19 protein-coding genes are annotated in these 19,782 nt (G+C 72.2%); 3 read left to right on the top strand and 16 right to left on the bottom strand.

Going from position 1 to position 19,782, the window contains the following annotated elements; translation table 11 throughout:
- Window positions 1-167: 167 nt before the first annotated feature.
- The gene (locus ACZOOI_RS16200; RefSeq protein ID WP_465276538.1) at window positions 168-1,019 is read left to right on the top strand and encodes a M23 family metallopeptidase; all 852 of its coding nucleotides are present in this window, start codon (window positions 168-170) and stop codon (window positions 1,017-1,019) included.
- A 70-nt stretch (window positions 1,020-1,089) separates the two neighbouring features.
- Here the strand turns inward: ACZOOI_RS16200 and ACZOOI_RS16195 are convergent, their stop codons facing one another.
- The 12 genes from ACZOOI_RS16195 to ACZOOI_RS16140 all read right to left on the bottom strand — a co-directional run bounded on the left by ACZOOI_RS16195 (window position 1,090) and on the right by ACZOOI_RS16140 (window position 12,927).
- Window positions 1,090-1,719, bottom strand: a complete 630-nt coding sequence (locus ACZOOI_RS16195; protein ID WP_465276537.1) for a GDSL-type esterase/lipase family protein — start codon at window positions 1,717-1,719, stop codon at window positions 1,090-1,092.
- Window positions 1,720-1,844: 125 nt separating this feature from the next.
- Complete coding sequence (gene lysX / locus ACZOOI_RS16190; RefSeq protein WP_391586437.1) at window positions 1,845-3,353, bottom strand: bifunctional lysylphosphatidylglycerol synthetase/lysine--tRNA ligase LysX; 1,509 nt, start codon at window positions 3,351-3,353, stop codon at window positions 1,845-1,847.
- Between the two features lie 259 nt (window positions 3,354-3,612).
- Window positions 3,613-4,812 (bottom strand): hypothetical protein, encoded by a 1,200-nt coding sequence (locus ACZOOI_RS16185; protein WP_465276536.1) that lies wholly within the window; start codon window positions 4,810-4,812, stop codon window positions 3,613-3,615.
- Between the two features lie 90 nt (window positions 4,813-4,902).
- Entirely contained in the window at window positions 4,903-5,691 is a 789-nt protein-coding gene (locus tag ACZOOI_RS16180) for a type III pantothenate kinase (RefSeq protein WP_020549599.1), read from the bottom strand.
- 110 nt (window positions 5,692-5,801) lie between these two features.
- The gene (gene nadC, locus ACZOOI_RS16175) at window positions 5,802-6,692 is read right to left on the bottom strand and encodes a carboxylating nicotinate-nucleotide diphosphorylase (protein ID WP_465276535.1); all 891 of its coding nucleotides are present in this window, start codon (window positions 6,690-6,692) and stop codon (window positions 5,802-5,804) included.
- A complete protein-coding gene (locus tag ACZOOI_RS16170) occupies window positions 6,689-8,338 on the bottom strand; it encodes an L-aspartate oxidase (protein WP_465276534.1) in 1,650 nt (549 codons plus the stop codon). The genes nadC and ACZOOI_RS16170 overlap by 4 nt, the downstream gene beginning before the upstream one ends.
- Window positions 8,335-8,766: an aspartate 1-decarboxylase gene (panD, locus tag ACZOOI_RS16165; protein WP_391586433.1), complete on the bottom strand. Its 432-nt coding sequence runs from the start codon at window positions 8,764-8,766 to the stop codon at window positions 8,335-8,337. The genes ACZOOI_RS16170 and panD overlap by 4 nt, the downstream gene beginning before the upstream one ends.
- The gene (gene panC, locus ACZOOI_RS16160; protein ID WP_465276533.1) at window positions 8,763-9,623 is read right to left on the bottom strand and encodes a pantoate--beta-alanine ligase; all 861 of its coding nucleotides are present in this window, start codon (window positions 9,621-9,623) and stop codon (window positions 8,763-8,765) included. The genes panD and panC overlap by 4 nt, the downstream gene beginning before the upstream one ends.
- On the bottom strand, window positions 9,620-10,558 hold the full coding sequence (locus tag ACZOOI_RS16155; protein ID WP_465276532.1) for a Rossmann-like and DUF2520 domain-containing protein: 939 nt from the start codon (window positions 10,556-10,558) through the stop codon (window positions 9,620-9,622). Before ACZOOI_RS16155 ends, panC begins: the two co-directional genes overlap by 4 nt.
- A gap of 64 nt (window positions 10,559-10,622) precedes the next feature.
- Window positions 10,623-11,057, bottom strand: a complete 435-nt coding sequence (locus ACZOOI_RS16150) for a hypothetical protein (RefSeq protein WP_465276531.1) — start codon at window positions 11,055-11,057, stop codon at window positions 10,623-10,625.
- A gap of 195 nt (window positions 11,058-11,252) precedes the next feature.
- Window positions 11,253-12,434, bottom strand: a complete 1,182-nt coding sequence (locus ACZOOI_RS16145; RefSeq protein WP_465276530.1) for a cytochrome P450 — start codon at window positions 12,432-12,434, stop codon at window positions 11,253-11,255.
- Between the two features lie 34 nt (window positions 12,435-12,468).
- Window positions 12,469-12,927, bottom strand: a complete 459-nt coding sequence (locus ACZOOI_RS16140) for a 2,4'-dihydroxyacetophenone dioxygenase family protein (protein WP_465276529.1) — start codon at window positions 12,925-12,927, stop codon at window positions 12,469-12,471.
- Window positions 12,928-13,067: 140 nt separating this feature from the next.
- Here ACZOOI_RS16140 and ACZOOI_RS16135 point away from each other — a divergent pair, with 140 nt between their 5' ends.
- A complete protein-coding gene (locus tag ACZOOI_RS16135) occupies window positions 13,068-13,877 on the top strand; it encodes an SDR family NAD(P)-dependent oxidoreductase (RefSeq protein ID WP_465276528.1) in 810 nt (269 codons plus the stop codon).
- A 70-nt stretch (window positions 13,878-13,947) separates the two neighbouring features.
- Here the strand turns inward: ACZOOI_RS16135 and ACZOOI_RS16130 are convergent, their stop codons facing one another.
- From ACZOOI_RS16130 to ACZOOI_RS16120, 3 genes are all read right to left on the bottom strand, one after another.
- The gene (locus tag ACZOOI_RS16130) at window positions 13,948-14,646 is read right to left on the bottom strand and encodes a response regulator (RefSeq protein WP_391586426.1); all 699 of its coding nucleotides are present in this window, start codon (window positions 14,644-14,646) and stop codon (window positions 13,948-13,950) included.
- On the bottom strand, window positions 14,643-15,875 hold the full coding sequence (locus ACZOOI_RS16125) for a sensor histidine kinase (RefSeq protein WP_465276527.1): 1,233 nt from the start codon (window positions 15,873-15,875) through the stop codon (window positions 14,643-14,645). The genes ACZOOI_RS16130 and ACZOOI_RS16125 overlap by 4 nt, the downstream gene beginning before the upstream one ends.
- A 118-nt stretch (window positions 15,876-15,993) precedes the next feature.
- The gene (locus ACZOOI_RS16120; protein WP_465276526.1) at window positions 15,994-17,172 is read right to left on the bottom strand and encodes a sensor histidine kinase; all 1,179 of its coding nucleotides are present in this window, start codon (window positions 17,170-17,172) and stop codon (window positions 15,994-15,996) included.
- A gap of 106 nt (window positions 17,173-17,278) precedes the next feature.
- Between ACZOOI_RS16120 and ACZOOI_RS16115 the strand changes: the two genes are divergently transcribed.
- On the top strand, window positions 17,279-18,253 hold the full coding sequence (locus tag ACZOOI_RS16115) for an SAM-dependent methyltransferase (RefSeq protein ID WP_465276525.1): 975 nt from the start codon (window positions 17,279-17,281) through the stop codon (window positions 18,251-18,253).
- A gap of 251 nt (window positions 18,254-18,504) precedes the next feature.
- Here ACZOOI_RS16115 and ACZOOI_RS16110 read toward each other — a convergent pair whose 3' ends face one another.
- Entirely contained in the window at window positions 18,505-19,758 is a 1,254-nt protein-coding gene (locus tag ACZOOI_RS16110; protein WP_465276524.1) for a CaiB/BaiF CoA transferase family protein, read from the bottom strand.
- Window positions 19,759-19,782 lie beyond the last annotated feature (24 nt).

Below are 19,782 nucleotides of genomic sequence, written 5' to 3'. Positions count from 1 at the left end.
AGGCGCAGGCCATGCCTGGAGCACGGAACGGACTACTACGCAGCCGCGTAGTGTCCGCTCCGTCACGACTTGGTCGATGTGCGGTGGATTGTTACCACTGATCCCGGCCCAGTCGTCGATCTCCCGAGGTGTTCGTGCCGCACTCCCCCGAAGCTCCGCCCACGTCCGTGTCCACGCCCACGTCCACGTCCACGCCCACCGATCGGCTTTCGCGGCTGAAGGCGCTGCGTCCGAGTCGTCCGGTCACCGTGGTCGCCGGCCTCGCGCTGCTGGCCATGGCCGTCACCACCGGGGTGCAGGTGTCGGGGTCGGACGCGGGCGCGAAGCCGACGGCCGGCTCGCCGAGCGCCGATCCGGAAATCGCACAGCGGCTCGCCGGCCGCGGCGCGGACGTCGCGGCCCGCTCCCAGGAGCGCCCGGCGTTGGACGCCGCGCAGGAGGCCGAGCGACAGGCCGCCGCGGACGCGTCCGCGCGGGCGGAGGCGGAGCAGGCTCGGGAGGCCGAGCGAGCCGAGCAGGCGGAAGCCGAGCAGGCCGAGGCCGAGCGGGTTCGAGAGGCCGAGCGGCAGGCCGAGGCCGAGCGGGCCGCCGAGGCCGAGCGGGTCGCGGCCGAGCGGGCCGCCTCGGGATGGGTCGTGCCGACGTCCGGCTACACGCTGACCGGCCGCTTCGGCAACAGCGGCGCGCGGTGGGCACACACGCACACCGGCCTGGACTTCGCGGCGCGCTCGGGCACGCCGATCAAGGCCGCCGCCGCCGGGAAGATCGCCTCCGCGGGCACCGCCGGCGCGTTCGGCAACCGGATCGTGATCACCCACCCCGACGGCACCCAGACCTGGTACTGCCACCAGTCGCGGTTCGCCAAGACCTCCGGCTCGGTGGCGGCGGGCGAGGTGATCGGCTACGTCGGTACGACCGGCAACTCCACCGGTCCGCACCTGCACTTCGAGGTGCATCCCAAGGGCGGCGCGGCCGTGGACCCGAACAAGTGGCTGACCGGCAAGGGCGTCGCGCCCTGATCCCCTGCCCTGATCGCTGTGCCCCCGGCGCCCGCATCGAGCGGGCGCCGTGCGCGCTTCGGCCGACCCGTCAGCTCCCGACCGCGAGCGAGTCCAGCCAGTCCCACCAGCCGCCCACGGCGATCAGCGCGGCGAGCTTGGCGTAGCCGGCCGAGTCGCAGTGCGCCCCGTCGCCGTACGCCTCGATGCTCGCCCACCACTCGGGATCCTCGCGCAGGGTGCGCTGGAGGGGCACGAAGGTGATGCCGCGCGCGGCGCACGTCTTCGCGTACGCGTCCTCCAGAGCCAGCGCGTCCTCGCCGCCGTTCACCTCGCCGGGGACCGGCGGCGCGCCGACGACCAGGCAGGTCCAGCGGGCGCCGGTGGCGGTGTCCAGTATCGCGTCGAGATTGGCGACGCTGTCCTCGTGCCCGACCCGGCGCCGGCCGCGCTCGATCCTGACGTCGTTGACGCCGAACGCGAAGACCATGCCGGTGCCGTCGGCGTGCCGCATCCGCGGGACCGCCTCGCCGTACCAGCGCTCCGCGACGTCGGCCGAGGTCTCCAGCCGCACGCCGAGGTTGTACGCGGTCAACTGCCGGCCCCGGCGACGGGACTCGGCCGCGAGGCGGCCGACCCATCCGCCGCCGGCGAGATCGCCGACGCCTTGGACGAACGAATCGCCGGCGACGCAGATCCGGAGATCGGGGGCTGCTTCCATGCGGCCGACCTTATGCGTACGAACGGGTGACGCGCCCGGAAATACGACAGGAGCCCCCTCGGGGGCGACGATCCGTCACCGAAGGGGCTCTCCTGCGCCGGGGGGCGGACCCGACCCGGGATGGATCAGTCGGTGGTCGGCTTCACCAGCGGGAACAGGATCGTCTCGCGGATGCCGCGGCCGGTGAAGGCCATGATCATCCGGTCGATGCCCAGGCCCAGACCGCCGCTCGGCGGCATCGCGTATTCGAGCGCGCGCAGGAAGTCCTCGTCGATCCGCATGGCCTCGACGTCGCCACCCGCGGCGAGCAGCGACTGCTCGGTGAGCCGGCGACGCTGCTCGACCGGGTCGACCAACTCGGAGTAGGCGGTGCCCAGTTCCATGCCGAAGCCGATCAGGTCCCACTTCTCCGCGACGCCCGGCGTACTGCGGTGCTGGCGGGTCAGCGGCGACGTCTCGATCGGGAAGTCGCGAACGAAGGTCGGCTCGGCGAGGGTGTGTTCGACCAGCGCCTCGTAGATCTCCTGAACCAGCTTGCCCTGGCCCCACGCCTTGTCGTACTCGATCTCGCGCGCGTCGGCGAGCTTGCGCACCGTCTCGATCGGTGTCTCGGGGGTGACCTCCTCGCCGACCGCCTCGGAGACCGAGCCGTAGACGGTGATCTCGCGCCACTCGCCGGAGATGTCCACCTCGCGGTCGCCGTAGCGGAAGGTGTGGGTCCCGAACACGGCCTGGGCGACGTGCTGGTACACCTCACGGGTGAGCGTGGCCATCGTGTTGTAGTCGCCGTACGCCTCGTACGCCTCGAGCATGGTGAACTCGGGGTTGTGCGTCGAGTCCGCGCCCTCGTTGCGGAAGTTGCGGTTGATCTCGAAGACCTTCTCGGCGCCGCCGACCACCAGGCGCTTGAGGTACAACTCCGGCGCGATGCGCAGGTAGAGGTCCATGTCGTACGCGTTGATGTGGGTGACGAACGGGCGCGCGGTGGCGCCGCCGTGCACCGGCTGCAACATCGGGGTCTCGACCTCCAGGAAGTCCCTGGTGTCGAACCACTCGCGGATCGAGCGCACGATCCGGCTGCGGGTGCGCAGCATCGCGCGCGACTCGTCGTTGACGATCAGGTCTACGTAGCGTTGGCGAACCCGGGCCTCGGGGTCGGTCAGGCCCTTGTGCTTGTCCGGCAGCGGGCGCAGGCACTTGGACGTGATCGCCCAGGTGTCGACCATGATCGACAGCTCGCCGCGGCGGGAGGTGATGACCTGGCCCTCGACGCCGACGTGGTCGCCCAGGTCGACATCGCTCTTCCAGGCCGCCAGCGACTCGGCGCCGACGCCGTCGAGCGAGACCATCACCTGGATGTCGCCGTCACCGTCGCGCAGGGTCGCGAAGCACAGCTTGCCGCCGGTGCGGTACAGCACGACCCGGCCGGTGAGGCCGACCCGGCGTCCGGTCTCCACGTCGGCTTCGAGACCGTCGAACTCCGCGCGCAGGGCGGCCACCGTCGTGCTGCGGGGGAATCCGACCGGGTACGGGTCGGTCCCCTCGGCCCGAAGTCGATCGAGCTTGTCGCGGCGGACCCGCATCTGCTCGGGAAGGTCGTCGATCTGCGGCTGCGCTGCGCTCTGCTCGGTCACGGGACAAGGCTACCCATGGCCAACCGGCTCCCCGAACCGATATCCGCCGGACCGGACAGGGCCCAGCCGTGGAACAGCCCCGGCGGCGGGCTCCCGGGGCGGGGGCGGCGACGGAGGATCGCGTGGAGGGCGGCGCCGACTCGGACGGTCGGGGTCGGCGATGAAGCCGTCCCGGCTTTCGTACGGCGGATCCGGGTGGGAGGGATCGCCGAACGGGGGCTTCGGCTCGACGCCGCGCCCGGAATTCGGTGTCGCAGCGTCAACCGGTGCCGGTGTGCAGGATTTCCGGCGACGGGAGCTGGCCGAGGGGGCGGCCCTGACGGCGGTGCGGGATGACCGGGGAGAGGGTTTCCCGGGTGGGGGCGGGTTCGGTGGGGGGCGGGGTGGCATCGGGTTCGGGTTCGGCCGCGTGGGGTTCGGCCGTCTGGGCTTCGGCGGGGTCGGGTTCGGGCTCGGCACACTCGGCTTCTGCGCGCTCGGGCTCGGCACACTCGGCTTCTGCGCGCTCGGGGTCGGCGCGCTCGGCTTCGGCAGGCTCGGGGGCGAGAGTCGCGCGCTCCGGGGCGCCGTCGTCCGGGGTCTCCTGGGCTGCCGATTCGGGTCCGCAGGCTTCGCGTTCGGCCGGCTCGGGTGGGCAGGATCCGGCTTCGGCGGGCTCGGGTTCGGGGGCTTGGGGTTCGACCTCCTGAGGTTCGACCCCTTCGAGTTCGACCCCTCGGGGTTCGCTCGCTGCCGATTCGGCTGCCTCGGGTTCGGCCGGTTCGCAATATTCGGCCGTCTCGGATTCGGCCGTCCGAGATGCGGCCGTCTCGGGTGCCGCCGTCGCCGATCGGGCCGGTTCGACGGCCGGGTCGCCGTGGGTGGTCGGTGTGGGGGCGGCCTCCCGGGGTGGGGGTGCCGCGAAGGGGGTTGCCGGCGGCGGGGTGGCCTCGGCGGAGGGGGCCCGGAGTCGGGGTTGCGCCGTCGGGCGGGGGCGGGTGGGGATCAGGATGTCCAACGGGTCGGTGCGGGTGGCCCGGTCGGCCTCGGCGGCGGCGCGGCGGTGGGCCCGGGCGGCGAGGCGCTGTTCGAGGTCGGCCTCGGCCAACCGGGTGCAGCGGCGCAACAGCGCGATGCGGCTTGCCCGTTCGCGCTCACCGCAGGGCAGATCGACGGTGCTCCGCAGGGCGGCCAGGTCCTCGGCCGACGGGATGTGCGCGACCTCGTCCACCGCGTTCCGCAGGCAGTCCAGGAACGTGGACGCGGTTCCCGGCAGCGCGGCCCGATAGCGCCGCAACTCGGCCGTCATGAACGTGCGCAGCCGCTCGCGCTCGTCCTGCGCCTCGCCGATCGCCCGGCCGAGCAACCAGAAGTCGACCGAGTCGCGACCGCCGCGCAGCGCAACGGCCAGCGCGCGGCGCAGTACCCGCACCTCGTGCGCACTGAAGGCCATCCCCTGGTCACCATGTGGCGTCGGCATACCACGCACTGTATGTGGCGAGGTGGACAATCCGGCTCATTTGATGCGTGTGTTTTTCCGATTTGGAGCCGGTCGCGAGGCCGGCTCCGCTCAGACCGCCGCGTTGCGCTCGTAGACCATCCGCAGGCCGATCAGGGTCAGCCACGGCTCGTGCACGTCGATCACCGAGGCCTCGCCCAGAACCAGTGTGGCCAGCCCGCCGGTGGCCACCACGGTGACCGCGTCCGGGTCGTCCGGGGACAGCTCGGCCGCCATGCGCTTGACCACGCCGTCCACCTGCCCGGCGAAGCCGTACAGGATGCCCGCCTGCATCGCCTCGACCGTGCTCTTGCCGATCACGCTGCGCGGGCGCATCAACTCGATCTTGCGCAACTGCGCGCCGCGGGCGCCCAGCGCATCCACCGAGATCTCGATGCCGGGGGCGATCGCGCCGCCGACGTACTCGCCCTTGGTGCTGACCGCGTCGAAGGTGGTCGCGGTGCCGAAGTCGACCACCACGCACGGGCCGCCGTACAGCTTGACCGCCGCGAGCGCGTTGATGATCCGGTCGGTGCCGACCTCCTTGGGGTTGTCCATCAGCACCGGCACGCCGGTCTTGACCCCGGGCTCGACGACCACCGTGGGGATGTCGCCGTAGTAGCGCCGCACCATGTCGCGCATTTCGTGCAGTACGGACGGCACGGTGGAGCAGATCGCGATGCCGTCGATGCCGTCGGCACCGATCAGCGGGTGCTGGCCGAGCAATCCCGCGAGGACGACGGCGAGTTCGTCCGCGGTCCGCCGGGCCTCGGTCGAGATGCGCCAGTGCTCGACGATCTCGTCACCGTCGAACAGGCCGAGCACGGTATGCGAGTTACCGACGTCGATGGTGAGCAACATCGTGGGCGTCCTTGGTGTTCTGGCTCGGGCCGTGGGGGACGGAGCGCGGCTTCGGAAAGGGAAGAGCGGCGGGGCGGGGACGGGCTGATCCGGTGAACGGTACCGGTCGCTCAGGCGCGCAGATCCACGCCGACGTCCAGGATCGGGGCGGAGTGGGTGAGCGCACCGACCGCGATGTAGTCCACGCCGGTCTCGGCGACCTCGCGGGCGGTCGCCAGGGTGAGGCCGCCGCTGGCCTCCAGGCGGGCCCGGCCCGCGACCAGAGCCACCGCCTCGCGCATGCGATCCGGCGTCATGTTGTCCAGCAGGATCAGGTCGGCGCCCGCGTCCAGAACCGGCGGGATCTGGTCGAGGTGGTCCACCTCGACCTCGACCGGCACGTTCGGAAAGGCCGCCCGCACGGCCTTGAACGCCTCGGCGACGCCGCCTGCGGCGACCACGTGGTTGTCCTTGACCATCGCCGCGTCGGACAGCGACATCCGGTGGTTGACCCCGCCGCCGCAGCGCACCGCGTACTTCTCCAGGGCGCGCAGTCCCGGCGTGGTCTTGCGGGTGTCCCGGACCGAGGCACCGGTGCCCTCGATCGCGTCCGCCCACGCGCGGGTGGCGGTGGCCACGCCGGACAGCCGGCACAGCAGGTTGAGCGCGACCCGCTCGGCGGTGAGCAGCGTGCGGGTACTCGCCTCGGCGGTGAACAGCACCGTGCCGGGGGTCACCGCGTCGCCGTCCCGAACGTGCCGGGTGACCACCAGGTCGGTTCCACAGACCAGTTCGAGCACCGCCTCGGCGACCGGCAGGCCCGCGACCACGCCCGATCCGCGGGCGGTGAATTCGGCGTGACCGCGCGCGTCCTCGGGCACGGTGGCCACCGAGGTGACGTCCACGCCGCCGTCGAGGTCCTCGGCGACGGCGGCGGTCGCCAGCGCGGCGACGGCGAGCGGGTCGAGCCCGGCCTCGGCCAGGCGCGACGTGAGATCGGCGGACAGCTGGGCGGTACTCACGCGGTCGACTCCTTGGGTTCGTGTGCCTGGTAGGCGACGTGCAGGGCGCCCTCGCGCAGCGACGTGACGAGGTTGCCGCGCCACGCGGCATCGTCGAGGTCCGGACGGTCCTCGCGCCAGTGGCAACCGCGCGTCTCCTCGCGGATCAGCGCGGCCCGGGCGAGCGCGCTCGCCACCAGGTGCAGATTGGTGGTCTCCCACGTCTGCGTGCACGGATCGGTGCTGGTCCGGGCGGCCAGCGCGGACAGCGCGACCTCGGTGTCGGCCAGGCCGGCCGCGTTGCGCAGCACCCCGGCGCCCGAGGTCATCGCGCGTTGCAGGCGCAGCCGGACCTCCTCGCCGAGCAGCCCCGCCGGGCCCTCGGGGGCGACCGGCGCGGCGAACGGCGGCATGTCCCGGGCCAGATCGGCCGCGATCCGCTCGGCGAAGACCAGGCCCTCCAACAGCGAGTTGGACGCGAGCCGGTTGGCGCCGTGCACACCCGTGCAGGCCACCTCGCCGCACGCGTACAACCCCGGCACGCTGGTCCGACCGTGCAGGTCGGTGCGTACGCCTCCACTCGCGTGGTGCGCGGCGGGCGCCACCGGGATCGGCTCGGTCACCGGGTCGATCCCGTGGGCACGGCAGGCGGCCAGGATGGTCGGGAAGCGGTGCTTCCACATCTCCGCGCCGAAGTGCCGGCCGTCCAGGTACATGTGCTCGGCGCCGGTCTCGGCCATCCGGCGCATGATGCCCTTGGCCACGACGTCGCGCGGGGCGAGTTCGCCGAGCGGATGACGATCCGTCATGAACCGGATGCCGGCCGCGTCCACGAGGTGCGCGCCCTCGCCGCGGACCGCCTCGGAGACCAGCGGCTGCTGGCCCTCGGCGCCCGCGCCGAGCCACAGCACGGTCGGGTGGAACTGGACGAACTCCAGGTCGGTGACCTCGGCCCCGCCGCGCAGCGCGAGCGCGACCCCGTCGCCGGTGGACACCGACGGGTTCGTGGTGGAGGAGTAGATCTGGCCCATGCCGCCGGTGGCGAGCACGACGGCGCGCCCCACGGCGGCGCCGACCCCGTCCCGCGCGCCTTCGCCCATCACGTGCAGGGTGACCCCGCAGGCGCGCCCGGTGGCGTCCTTGAGCAGGTCGAGCACGAGTGCGTTCTCGATCACCTCGATGTCCGGCGTGGCCTGCACCGCGGCGACCAGCGCCCGCGATATCTCCGCACCCGTCGCGTCGCCGCCGGCGTGCACGATCCGGTTGCGCAGGTGACCACCCTCGCGGGTGAGCAGCACGTCGCCGTCCGGCCCCCGGTCGAACTCGGCGCCGGTGTCGATCAGTCGGCGCACCGCGTCCGGACCCTCGGTGACCAGGACCCGGACCGCGTCCTCGGCGCACAAACCGGCGCCGGCCACGAGCGTGTCGTGCAGGTGCTGTTCGGGGCTGTCGCCCTCGCCGAGCGCGGCCGCTATCCCGCCCTGCGCCCAGCGTGTGGAGCCCTCGTCGAGCTGCGCCTTGGTCACCAGCAGGACCCGGCCCGCCCGGCGCGCCCGCAGCGCGACGGTCAGGCCGGCCACTCCGGAGCCGACCACGATGACGTCCGCGCGCACGCTCCACCCGGGATCGGGGGCGGCCAGGCGCGCGGGAAGTGCGGGCGTGTTCATTGCGCGGCCCGGTCGCCGACCACGCGGTCGCCGCGTACCGTTTCGCCACCGGGCAGGGCCTCGGCCGGGTCGTGACCGGTTCCGGTGATCGTGTTCGCCGCGTCCACGAACACCACGCGCGGCTTCAACGCCCGCGCCTCGGCGTCGGTGACCTGGGCATAGGCGATGATGATCACCAGGTCGCCGGTGTGCACCAGGCGGGCGGCGGCACCGTTGATGCCGATCACGCCGGTGCCGCGCGGGCCCGCGATCGTGTAGGTCTCCAGGCGGGCGCCGTTGTCGATGTCGACCACGTGCACCAGTTCGCCGGGGAGGATGTCGGCCGCTTCGAGCAGATCCTCGTCGATGGTGATCGAGCCGACGTAGTGGAGGTCCGCCTGCGTGATCGTCGCGCGGTGGATCTTGGACTTGAACATCGTGCGCATCATGACCGGGGGACTCCCGTGATCTTCAGGCGGGCGTTGTCGATGAGCCGGGTGGCGCCCACGCGGGCCGCGATCGCCAGGATCGCCGGGCCTTCGTGGTCGGCGGCCACCGGGGTGAAGTCGTCGATGTCGACCAACTCCACATAGTCGGGGTCCAGCACGGCGCGCAGCACGTCCTCGGCGGCGGCGCGCACGGCTTCCGCACCGTCGTCGGCGCGCCGGGCGCCCGCGTCGAGTGCGCGGCTGAGCGAGAGCGCGATCTCCCGCTCGGCCGGGGACAGGTAGCGGTTGCGGCTGGACCGGGCCAGCCCGTCGGGTTCGCGGACGGTGGGCACGCCCACGATCTCGACGGGGAAGTTCAGGTCGCGCACCATGCGCCGGATCAGCGCGAGTTGCTGGGCGTCCTTCTCGCCGAAGAAGGCGACCTTCGGTGCGGTCAGGTGCAGGAGTTTGGCGACCACGGTGAGCATGCCGTCGAAGTGGCCGGGCCGGGAGGCCCCTTCGAGCACCGCGCCGGTGGGTCCGGCGGAGATCCGCACCCGCGGCTCGCCGCCCGGGTAGACCTCGTCCACCGAGGGCGCGAACACCACGTCGGCGCCCGCCTCGCCGCTCAGTTCCAGGTCGGCGTCCAGGGTGCGCGGGTAGCGGTCCAGGTCCTCGCCCGCGCCGAACTGGAGCGGGTTGACGAACACGGTGACCACGACGTGGCCGGTCGGGCCGACGAACTCGCGTGCCGCCCGGATCAGCGCCGCGTGGCCCTGGTGCAGCGCACCCATCGTCATCACCACGGCACGCAACCCGTACGGCCGGGTGTCCTCGGTGAGTTCGGCCGCGGTCCGGGCCACGCGTACGGCGGTCACGGTCGGCCTCCCTCGGCCAGCACGTCCAACAGCGCCTCGGCGGCCTCGGCCTTGAGCAGGCCGGCGTTCAGCGCCCGGTCGGCGGTCAGCCGGGCCATCGCCACGTAGGCGGCCAGCGCCTCGGGCGAGACCCGGCGCAGTTCGGCCACGTGCGCGGCCACGGTGCCCGCGTCGCCGCGCGCGACCGGGCCGGTCAGCGCCTGATCGCCGGCGCGCAGCGCGTTGTCCAACGCGGCGCCGAGCAGCGGTCCGAGCATGCGGCCCGGGGCGCGGACGCCGGCCGCGCCGAGCAGTTCGATCGATTGCGCGACGAGGGTGACCAGGTGGTTCGCGCCGTTGGCCAGGGCCACGTGGTAGAGCGCGCGGTCGCGCTCCTCGATCCACTCGGGTTCGCCGCCCATCTCCACCACGAGCGCCTCGGCGACCGGGCGCAGCGGCTCGGGCGAGGTGACCCCGAAGGAGCAGCCGACCAGTCGTTCGAGGTCGATCGTGCTGCCGGTGAAGGTCATCACCGGGTGCAGCGCGAGCGGGAGCGCACCGGCGCGCGTGGCCGGTTCCAGGACGTCGACGCCGTAGCGGCCCGACGCGTGCACCAAGAGTTGACCGGCCTTGATCGCGCCGGTCTCGGCCAGGCCCTGCACGAGCGCTTCGAGCGCGTCGTCGGGCACGGTCAGCAGGGTCAGGTCGGAGGCCGCGATCACCTCTTGCGGGGTGACCAGCGGAACACCCGGCAGGAGGTCCTCGGCGCGGCGCCGGGAGGTCTCCGATACGCCGGAGGCGGCCACCACCGAGTGCCCGGCGAGGGCGAGGGCGGCGGCCAGGGTCGGGCCGACGCGGCCGGCACCGACGACTCCCACGCGCAGCCGCGCGGGGCGGTCGGCGGGGTCGGGCGAGCGGCCGTGTGGATGCGGACGTGCGGTGATGTCGTTGTTCACGCGAGCGAGCCTTCCGTTCCAGTCCGCGGCGGGTACCGGACGAGTACTGGCCCGATCAGGGTACTCACGCGCCGCGCGAGCCGGTCCCCGGGTTGGTCGGCAGGTCGGTCGGCAGCGGGCCCGGCGGTGCCCACCGATAGCGGGTGGAGCCCGCCTGGTGGACGACGCGGTGGACGACCTTGCGTCGGATCAGCTCGGGCCCGCGCATGCCGATCGCGCCGAGCGCGGTCAGCACGAGGCCGGTCAACAACATCGTGCCGGTGACCACCCGGGCCACCCGGACGCTGCGCGGGCCGCCCTGGGTCTGCAGCGTGTAGGCGGAGGAGGTCGAGCGGTCCGCGCCGGCGGTCGATTCCACCGATGCGGCGCTACTGCGCTCGGGTGACGGCGAAGGGGTCGGGCCGGCGTCCAGGGCCCCGGCCGCCGCGACGATTCCGACCGCGGCGACCGCGAGCGCACAGCGTCGACCCGCGCGTATGACCAGCTGACGGCTTCCCATGGGGAGCCTCCCGGAGACCGGCGACGATTGACCAGGGGCGAGGGTTCGGCCCTCTTCTTTCCCCGAGTCGGTCGCTTATGTGTCCCCTTTCGACCGCCTTCGCATGCCTCCCGTCGCGCGAAGGACCCGGCGGCCGGGCCCTGCCGGGCAGGCCCCGGCCGGCCCGCCCGCCGGTCACCGAAAGTCGTCTCGGCGCTACCCGAGCCGGACCGGCAATCGGGTGAGGGCGTTGTTGAGGTTCGAGCGCAGCCGCTCGGGCCCGCCGGTCGCCTCGATCGTGGGGTACCGCGCGAGCAGCTCCTCGAAGAACACCCGCCCCTCCAGGCGCGCGATGTGCACGCCCAGGCAGAAGTGCTCGGCAAAGCCGAAGGACAGGTGCGGGTTGGGCCTGCGGGTGATGTCGAAGCGCTGCGGGTCGGTGAAGACCTCCTCGTCGCGGTTCGCGGAGGTGTAGTACATGGCCACCTTGTCACCCGCCTTGATCGGCACACCGCGCAGCTCGGTGTCCCGGGTTGCGGTCCGGCGGAAGTAGTGCAGCGGGTTGGCCCAGCGCAGGATCTCCTCGACCGCGCCCGGGACCAGGGCCGGGTCCGCGCGCAGTGCCGCGAGTTGGTCGGGGTGGGTCAGCAGCGCGTGCAGCCCGGCGGACAGCATGGTCTTGGTGGTGTCGTTGCCCGCCGTGACCAGCTGCACGAAGAACTGGCCGAAGTCGAGGTCGGTCATCATCCGGCCGCCGAACTCGGAGTCCAGGATCAGCGAGGTGATGTCCTCGCGCGGCTCCTCGGCCCGGCGCGATGCGGCGAAGCCGATCGCGTAGCGGGCCATCTCGATCGCCGCCCGGCCGCCCTCGCCCGCCGTGTTGCGCTCGGCGAGCGCGTGGATGTGGTCCCAGTCGGCCGGCGGCAGGCCCATCAGCTCGCCGATCACCTGGGTCGGCAGGCTGGAGGTGACGTCGTGCACGAATTCGACGTCACCGGTGCCCACGCGCGCGAAGATCTCCCGACAGATGGTCCGGATCCGGTCCTCCATGCCACCGACCACCTTCGCGGTGAAGGACTTCACCAGCGGCTTGCGGTAGGCGCGATGGCGCGGCGGGTCCATCGACAGCAGCGTGCCGCGCAGGGCTTCGAGCCGCTCGGGTTCGAGGTCCTCCAGAATGATCCCGCCGGCCTCGGCGGAGAAGATCGCCGGGTTCTGCGACACGTACTCGACGTCGGCGTGCCGGAGCACGGCCCAGTAGCCCGGCTGTCCGGGGATGTCCTGCCAGTGCACGGGGTCGGTCCGGCGCAACTCGGCGAACAGCGCGTGCGGCGGGCCGTCCAGATACAGCTCGGGGCTGTAGAGATCGGGTCCGGTCGGGGCGGGCGTGACGGTCATGACATCTCCCTCGCAACCTCGGATCGGACCGTCGTCAGCCCACGACCACGTTCGGCCGGCCGAAACCCTGCGCCTCGCACAGGGCGTGGTAGGCGCGCAGCGTGCCCGCGCCGTCGGTCACCGAGGTGATGTTGCCCTCGGCGTCCAGGTTGAGGTTGGCGCCGTACATCTGGAACCACACCCGGGTGTCGGGCTCGACGCAGGTGAGCGTGTGCACGGAGCCGGCGGGCTCGTACAGGAACGAACCGGCCCGGTTGACGTAGTCGTACTCGGTGTATTTCCAGGCACCGGACACGGTGTATCCGTAGACGGGGCCGGTGTGCCGGTGCGTCTCGACGGCGAAGCCGGGCTGGAAGATGTTCTCCACGATCCACAGGCCCTCCTCTTCCTTGACGCACAGCACCTTGAGCTTGTTGCCGCCGCCGATCTCGACGAACGGCAGGTCCTCGGCGCCGATGTGCACGGCGGGGCGTCCGGTCTCGGTGGTGGTCATGCGGGTTCCTCCCGAAGGCGAGCACTGCTCCTGTAACGGTGTAACAGCATGCCTCAAGGACCGGTGAGTTTCGAGGGTCGCGTGGGATGGGCAACACCATCGATCGCACATGCGGCGGGGATGGAGACGGGGAGCGGGAGATGGGACAACTCGACGGAAAGGTGGCCGTGGTCACCGGCGGCGCCAACGGGATCGGTAGCGCGTGTTGCGAGCGCTTCGCCGAGGAGGGCGCCGACATCGTGATCGCCGACCTCCTGGACGAGGCGGCGATCGGCACCGTCGAGGCGGTCGAGAAGCGCGGCCGGCGGGCCACCTACATGCACACCGACGCGAGCAGCCCGACCGACATCGGGACGGTGATGCAGCACGCGATCGACACGTTCGGGGCGATCGACGTCCTGGTCACCGCGGCGGGCATCAGCACGGCCGACTACGTCAGCGGCCGACCGAGCAACACGGCCGCGGTCGAGCGGGACCCGATCAAGCGGTTCGTGGACAGCCCGCTCGCCGAGTGGCAGCGCGTGCTCGACGTGAACCTGACCGGGACGCTCCTCGCGGTCCAGGCCGCCGCGCGTTGGATGGTGGCCCAGGGGCGACGCGGCTCGATCATCACCATCGCCTCGATCGCCGCGAAGCACCCCGAGGCGGGGTCGGCGGCCTACTCCGTGTCCAAGGCGGGCGTGTGGATGCTGACCAAGCAGGCCGCGCTCGTGCTCGGCCCGGCCGGGATCCGAGTCAACGCGATCGGTCCGGGCTTCATCGAGACCAACATGACCGCGGTCCTGCGCGGCATGCCCGAACTCGAACAGCGCCTGCTCGGCAGCGTGCCGCTGGGCCGGATGGGCAGCGCCCGCGAGGTGGCCAACGCGGCGCTGTTCCTGGCGAGCGACCAGTCGTCCTACTTCACCGGCGAGATGTTGCACCCGGACGGTGGCTTCTACACCGACTGACTCCACCGCGTGTCCGCACCCGCGTGCGGGTGCGGGCACGCGGTGCGGGTGCGGGTTGCGATCGGTGGGACTACCGTCCCCGGGCCTTGACCAGGCCGGTCTCGTACGCGAGCACCACGACCTGGACCCGGTCGCGCAGTCCGAGCTTCATCAGGATCCGGCCGACGTGGGTCTTGATGGTGGCCTCGGACAGGAACAGCCGCTGGGCGATCTCCGCGTTGGACAGGCCCTGGGCGACCAGCATCATCACCTCCAGCTCGCGCTCGGTCAGCGCGTCCACCACATCCGGCCGCGGCTCGTGGTCGCTGGGCAGGATCGGCGCGAACCGGTCGAGCAGGCGCTTGGTCGTGCTCGGCGCGACCACCGCGTCGCCGGAGGCCACCGCCCGGATCCCGGACAGCAGCTCCGGCGGCGGGACGTCCTTGAGCAGGAAGCCGCTGGCCCCGGCCTTGAGCGCGGCGAACGCGTACTCGTCCAGGTCGAAGGTGGTCAGCATGAGCACCTTGGGCCGCAGCCGGCCCTCGGGCAGCACGAGCGCGTTCTCACCGCCCTCGGCGCAGATCCGCCGACACGCCTCGACCCCGTCCATCCGCGGCATCCGCACGTCCATCAGGACCACGTCCACGTCCACGTGCCGAAGCTTGTCCAGCGCCTCGACCCCGTCGCCGGCCTCGGCGACCACGCTCATGTCCGGCTGGGCCTGCAACACCATGGTGAAGCCGGTCCGCAGCAATTCCTGGTCGTCGACCAGCATCACCTTGATGCTCACTGAGCTCCTTGAAGAGTCGTCCTGGTGGGCGTACCGGAGGAAATGGAGGAGTCGTCGGGACGGCCGGCGTAGGGCAGCATCGCGCTGACCGACCACCCGCCCCCGATGCTCGGCCCGGTCCGCAACCGGCCGCCCAGCATCGCGACCCGCTCACGCATGCCGACCAGGCCGTGACCCATCCCGTCGCCGGGGGCCGCCGCACCTCGGCCGTCGTCGCTGATCTCCATTTCGAGCCCATCTTCCCCGTAGCCGACACCCACCGTCGCGGTGGCATCGGGGCCGGCGTGTTTGCGCGTGTTGGTCAGCGCCTCCTGGACGATGCGGTAGGCGGTCAGCGCGACGCTCTGCGGCAGTTCGACCGGCACCCCCTCGACCCGGAGTTCGACGTTGAGGCCGGTGGTGCGCACCTGCTCGACCAGTTCGCCGAGCTGTTCGACACCCGGCTGCGGTACGTACGCGTCGGTCTCGGCCTGCGAGCGCAACACCCCGAGCAGTCGGCGCATCTCGGCGAGCGCCTCGCGCCCGGTCGCCGCGATCGTGCCCAGCGCCTCGCGGGCCCGGTCCGGCGACGACTCGATCGCGTACGCGGCGCCGTCCGCCTGCACCACCATCACCGACACGTTGTGCGCGACCACGTCGTGCAGCTCGCGGGCGATCCGGGCCCGCTCGGCCGCCGCGGCGATCTGCGCCTGCTGGTCCCGCTCGAACTCCAGCCGGGTGGCCCGCTCCTCCAGCTCGGCGTAGAACGCCCGTCGGGTGCGCATCGAATCGCCCAGCACCCACGCGATCGCGAGCAGCACCACGAGGAAGCCGAAACCGATGACGTTGTCGCGGAACGAGGCGTCGTCCGATTCCGGGAAGCGCCCGAGCAGGATCGCCGGCGCGAGCAGGACCATCGCGAGCCCGACGCGCGAGAGCCATCGCGGACCGGACTTGGCGGCCGTGTACAGCGCGACGAGCATCGCGTAGTTGGCCGAGGTGAGCGTGCCGTCCCAGACCAGCTGCATCAACCCGCCGACCACGACCAGGGCGGTCGCGGTCAGTGGCCGCACCCGGTGCAACACCATGCCCAGACTGAGCAGCACCACGATCACCAGCCACCACCAGCGTGGAGCGGGTGCGGTGGGGTCCTCCAGGACCTGGAGCAGCGCAAGGCCGAAGACCGGAATCGTGCATACCGAGTCGACCCACAGGGGGTGTGCTCGCAGCCACGCGTAGATTCGTTGCACACTTCGACGCTACGTGGCGCCGGGCCGTCTGCGCGTCAACCGACGTACCGAATCGTTCCTCCGCCACAAGTCGCACCCGACGATGCGGCGCGCACACCCCTGGTGCCGTCGGGACGGCTCAGACGCCCTCCCCCGGGCGTACCGGCAGCCGGGCCAGGACCTGCCAGCCGCCGCCCGACCGGGGCCCGGTCTCCAGTCGGCCGCCGAACAGGGCGACCCGCTCGCCCATGCCGACCAAACCGTGCCCCATCCCGTCGCCGGGAGCCGCGGCGCCTCGACCGTCGTCGCCGACGTCCAGTTCGACGTCCTCGCCCAGGTAGCGCAGCCGCACCAGCGCCTTGACGTTCGGCCCACCGTGCTTGCGGGTGTTGGTCAGCGCCTCCTGAACGATCCGGTACACGGTCAACGCGACGCCTTGGGACAGCTCGACCGGCACCCCCTCGACGGTCAGGTCGACCGCCAGACCCGCGCTGCGCACCCGCTCCAGGAGGTCTTCCAGCTGCTCGACGCCCGGTTGCGGGACGTAGGCGTCGCCCTCGTTCTGCGAGCGCAACACGCCCAGCAGTCGGCGCATCTCGGCGAGCGCCTCGCGTCCGGTGGCGGAGATCGTGCCGAGCGCCTCACGGGTCAGCTCGGGCGCGCCGTCCAGCGCGTATGCCGCGCCGTCGGCCTGCACCACCATCACCGACACGTTGTGCGCGACCACGTCGTGCAGCTCGCGGGCGATCCGGGCCCGCTCGCTCGCCGCAGCGATCTGGGCCTGCTGGTCCCGCTCGCGCTCCAGCCGGTCGGCCCGGTCCTCCAACTCGACGTAGTACGCACGTCGGGTGCGCATCGAATCGCCCAGCACCCACGCGATCACGAACGGGCCCATCAGCAGCAGCGTGAAGAAGACGATGCCGGTGGTCGGCACATCCGGGTTGTCCCACCAGCGCAGCATGGCGGCGATCGGCGCGAGCACCCCGCCGACGAGCGCCGAGCGCGAGGCCCAGCGCGGGCTGTACGCGGCGGCGCTGTAGGCGATCGCCGGCATGGCGAGCGCTTCCAGGCCGGGCGGTATGTCGTCGAAGAGCTGGAAGATCCCGATCGCGAGGGTGACCACCAGCGCATGGGTGGGCAGGCGCCGCCGGATCAACAGCACCAGCGACATCGTGCCGAGGGCGATCAGATGCGGGACGTCGGGCGGGCCGGGCTGGTCGATGATCACCTCGAACAGGCCGAACATGAGCAGCAGCAGCGCCCACGCTCCGTCCACGAGCAGGGGGCGTCCACGGAGCCACGCGTACAGGTGGTGCACACAGGCAGGGTAGACGGGCACATCCGGTCGTCCGCAGGCCGGACGGACCGGCACAGACCGACCTCGCTCGCACGGCGGCGATCTCGGGCCGGTACCGTCGGGACCGATGGAACGACGGCTGACCTGGAAGGAAGCCACTCGTCGGGCGTTGTACGGAGCCGAGGGCTTCTACCGCCGGGCCGAGGGCCCCGCCGGGCATTTCCGCACCTCGGTACACGCGTCCCCGCTGTTCGCCCGCGCGCTGGCCGAGCTCGCGCGCACCGCCGGTCTCGACACGATCGTGGACGTGGGCGCCGGGCGGGGCGAGTTGCTGGTCGCGCTGCGCCGGGTCACCCCGCACCTGGAGCTGATCGGCGTGGACATCGCCGGCCGGCCGGAGGCATTGCCGCCGTCGATCGGCTGGGAGCCGGAGACGCCGCCGGGCCGGACCGCGCTGCTGATCGCCAACGAGTGGCTGGACAACGTCCCCGCCGACGTCGCGGAGGTGGACGAGCACGGCGTGCCCCGGGTGGTCGAGGTGGACGTGCGCACCGGGGAGGAGCGGCTGGGTGCGGCCACCCGCGATCGGGACGCGCGCTGGCTCGATCGCTGGTGGCCGCTGGTCGGCGCGGAGCCGGGCACGCGGGCCGAGATCGGCGAGCCCCGGGACGCCGCGTGGGCGCACGCGATCGAGCGTCTGGAGCGTGGGGTCGCGGTGGCGATCGACTACGGGCACCTGGCCGGCGGGCGTCCGTCGTACGGCTCGCTCACCGGGTATCGGCAGGGCCGGCAGGTGCCGCCGGTTCCGGACGGCACCTGCGACGTGACCTGCCATGTCGCGATGGACGCGGTGGCGGCGGCGGGCGAGGCGGCGGGGGCGCGGGACACGGTCCTGACCACCCAACGACACGCGTTGCGCGCGCTGGGCCTGACCGCCCACCGCCCACCCTACGAACTGGCCCGCACCGACCCGACCGCCTACCTGGCCGGCCTGCGCGACGCGGGCGAGGCCGGCGAACTCACCGCCCACGGCGGCCTGGGCGACTTCCACTGGCTGGCCCAGGGCGTCCGGATGCCGGTCCCCGAACAACTCCACCCCTGAACCGGACGACCACCAGCCGCCCCGACTACCAGAGGAAGCCCCAGCCCACCCGAGCCACCCCAGCCGGGCCGGAGCGTGAGGCCATCCACCGACCCGAGCCAATCCAGCCCGGGCCGGCGTTCGAGGCCACCCCAGCCGGGCCGGAGCATGAGGTCACCCGCCAACCCGAGCCAATCCAGCCCGAGCCGGCGTTCGAGCCCACCCTTCAGCCCGGCCGGCGTTCGAGGCCGCCCGCCGGGCGAAGGCCACCGTCAGCTCTGACCAAGGACACCCGCCGCCCGAAGCTCGGCGAGCTTGGCCTCGTCGTACCCCAGCAAGTCCGCCAGGACCTCCGCACTGTGCTGCCCGACCGTGGGCGCCCGCTCCGGAACAGGCAGGGACTCGCCGACGAACTTGATCGGCGACGGCAACTGCTCCGCACCGAGCCGGTCCTGCCCGATCCACGGGAACCGGTGCTGGAACTGCGGGTCCTCGGCGATCGTCTGCGGCGTGTTCACCGGCGCGATCGGCGTGTTCGCCTCGTTGCCGAACTCGATCCACTCGCGCGCGGTCCGGGTCGCGAAGATGTCCCGCAGAATGCCGCGCAGTTCGACGTTGCCGACCGCGTGGTCCGCGTACTTGGAGCCGGGCCAGCGCTCGAACAGGTCGGCACGGTCCACCGCCTCGCAGAAGTTCTTCCACAACGACTGCTCGGACGCCATGAACAGCACGTGCCGATCGTCCTTGGTCGCGTAGATCTGGTAGCGGACGCCCTTCTCCATGCCACCGGTCCCGGGCGCACGCCGCTCGTAGTTGTCCGACTTGTTGCCGGTCACCTCGGACTCCGGGCGCTCGTACGCCTTCCAGGTCTCGCTGCGCAGCCAGTCCATCGACGCGGCCGCGTCCGACTGGGCGATGTCGATCACGCTGCCCTCGCCGGTGGCCCGGGCGCGGATGATGCCCGCGAGCACACCGAGCGCGCCGAACATCGGGCCGGCATGGATGCCGATCGAGGCGTGCTCGGGCAGGTACGGGAAGCCGTCCTCGTCGATCGCCGGCTTCACCACGCCGGCCCAGGTGTCGTAGGCGACGCCGTGGCTGGGCATGTCCCGGTAGGGGCCGGTGGCGCCGTAGCCGGAGATCGTGCAGAACACGATCCGGGGGTTGATCTTCTTCAGGTCCTCGTAGCCGATCCCGCGTCGGGCCAGACCGCCCGGCCGCATCGCCTCGATCACCGCGTCGGCGTCCTTGACGAGCGCCTTGAAGGTCTCGATCGCCTCCGGCTTGCGCAGGTCCAGGACCAGTGACTTCTTGCCGCGGTTGACGTGCAGGTGCATCAGTGACGTGCCCTCCACGATCGGCCACGTCATGTCCCGGATGTAGTCGCCCTGCGGCGGCTCGATCTTGATCACCTCGGCGCCCAGGTCCACCAACGACGAGGTGATCGCGGCCGGCCCCAGCATCGAACACTCGATGATGCGCACCCCTGCGAGCGGGGCCCCACCCTTCGACTCGACCTGACTCATCGCTGCCTCCCTGCGAATATGACG

The sequence above is a fragment of the Embleya sp. L77 genome, assembly GCF_055557415.1.
The sequence above is the reverse complement of the archived record's forward strand: the minus strand, read 5'-3'. Positions and strand labels throughout refer to the sequence as shown.

What these genes read in the sequence shown, in the direction of transcription:
- ACZOOI_RS16195 (WP_465276537.1), bottom strand. Translation starts at nt 1,719, where the DNA reads ATGGAAGCAGCCCCCGATCTCCGGATCTGCGTCGCCGGCGATTCGTTC.
- ACZOOI_RS16185 (WP_465276536.1), bottom strand. Translation starts at nt 4,812, where the DNA reads ATGCCGACGCCACATGGTGACCAGGGGATGGCCTTCAGTGCGCACGAG.
- ACZOOI_RS16180 (WP_020549599.1), bottom strand. Translation starts at nt 5,691, where the DNA reads ATGTTGCTCACCATCGACGTCGGTAACTCGCATACCGTGCTCGGCCTG.
- ACZOOI_RS16170 (WP_465276534.1), bottom strand. Translation starts at nt 8,338, where the DNA reads ATGAACACGCCCGCACTTCCCGCGCGCCTGGCCGCCCCCGATCCCGGG.
- panD (WP_391586433.1), bottom strand. Translation starts at nt 8,766, where the DNA reads ATGATGCGCACGATGTTCAAGTCCAAGATCCACCGCGCGACGATCACG.
- ACZOOI_RS16150 (WP_465276531.1), bottom strand. Translation starts at nt 11,057, where the DNA reads ATGGGAAGCCGTCAGCTGGTCATACGCGCGGGTCGACGCTGTGCGCTC.
- ACZOOI_RS16145 (WP_465276530.1), bottom strand. Translation starts at nt 12,434, where the DNA reads ATGACCGTCACGCCCGCCCCGACCGGACCCGATCTCTACAGCCCCGAG.
- ACZOOI_RS16140 (WP_465276529.1), bottom strand. Translation starts at nt 12,927, where the DNA reads ATGACCACCACCGAGACCGGACGCCCCGCCGTGCACATCGGCGCCGAG.
- ACZOOI_RS16135 (WP_465276528.1), top strand. Translation starts at nt 13,068, where the DNA reads ATGGGACAACTCGACGGAAAGGTGGCCGTGGTCACCGGCGGCGCCAAC.
- ACZOOI_RS16115 (WP_465276525.1), top strand. Translation starts at nt 17,279, where the DNA reads ATGGAACGACGGCTGACCTGGAAGGAAGCCACTCGTCGGGCGTTGTAC.
- ACZOOI_RS16110 (WP_465276524.1), bottom strand. Translation starts at nt 19,758, where the DNA reads ATGAGTCAGGTCGAGTCGAAGGGTGGGGCCCCGCTCGCAGGGGTGCGC.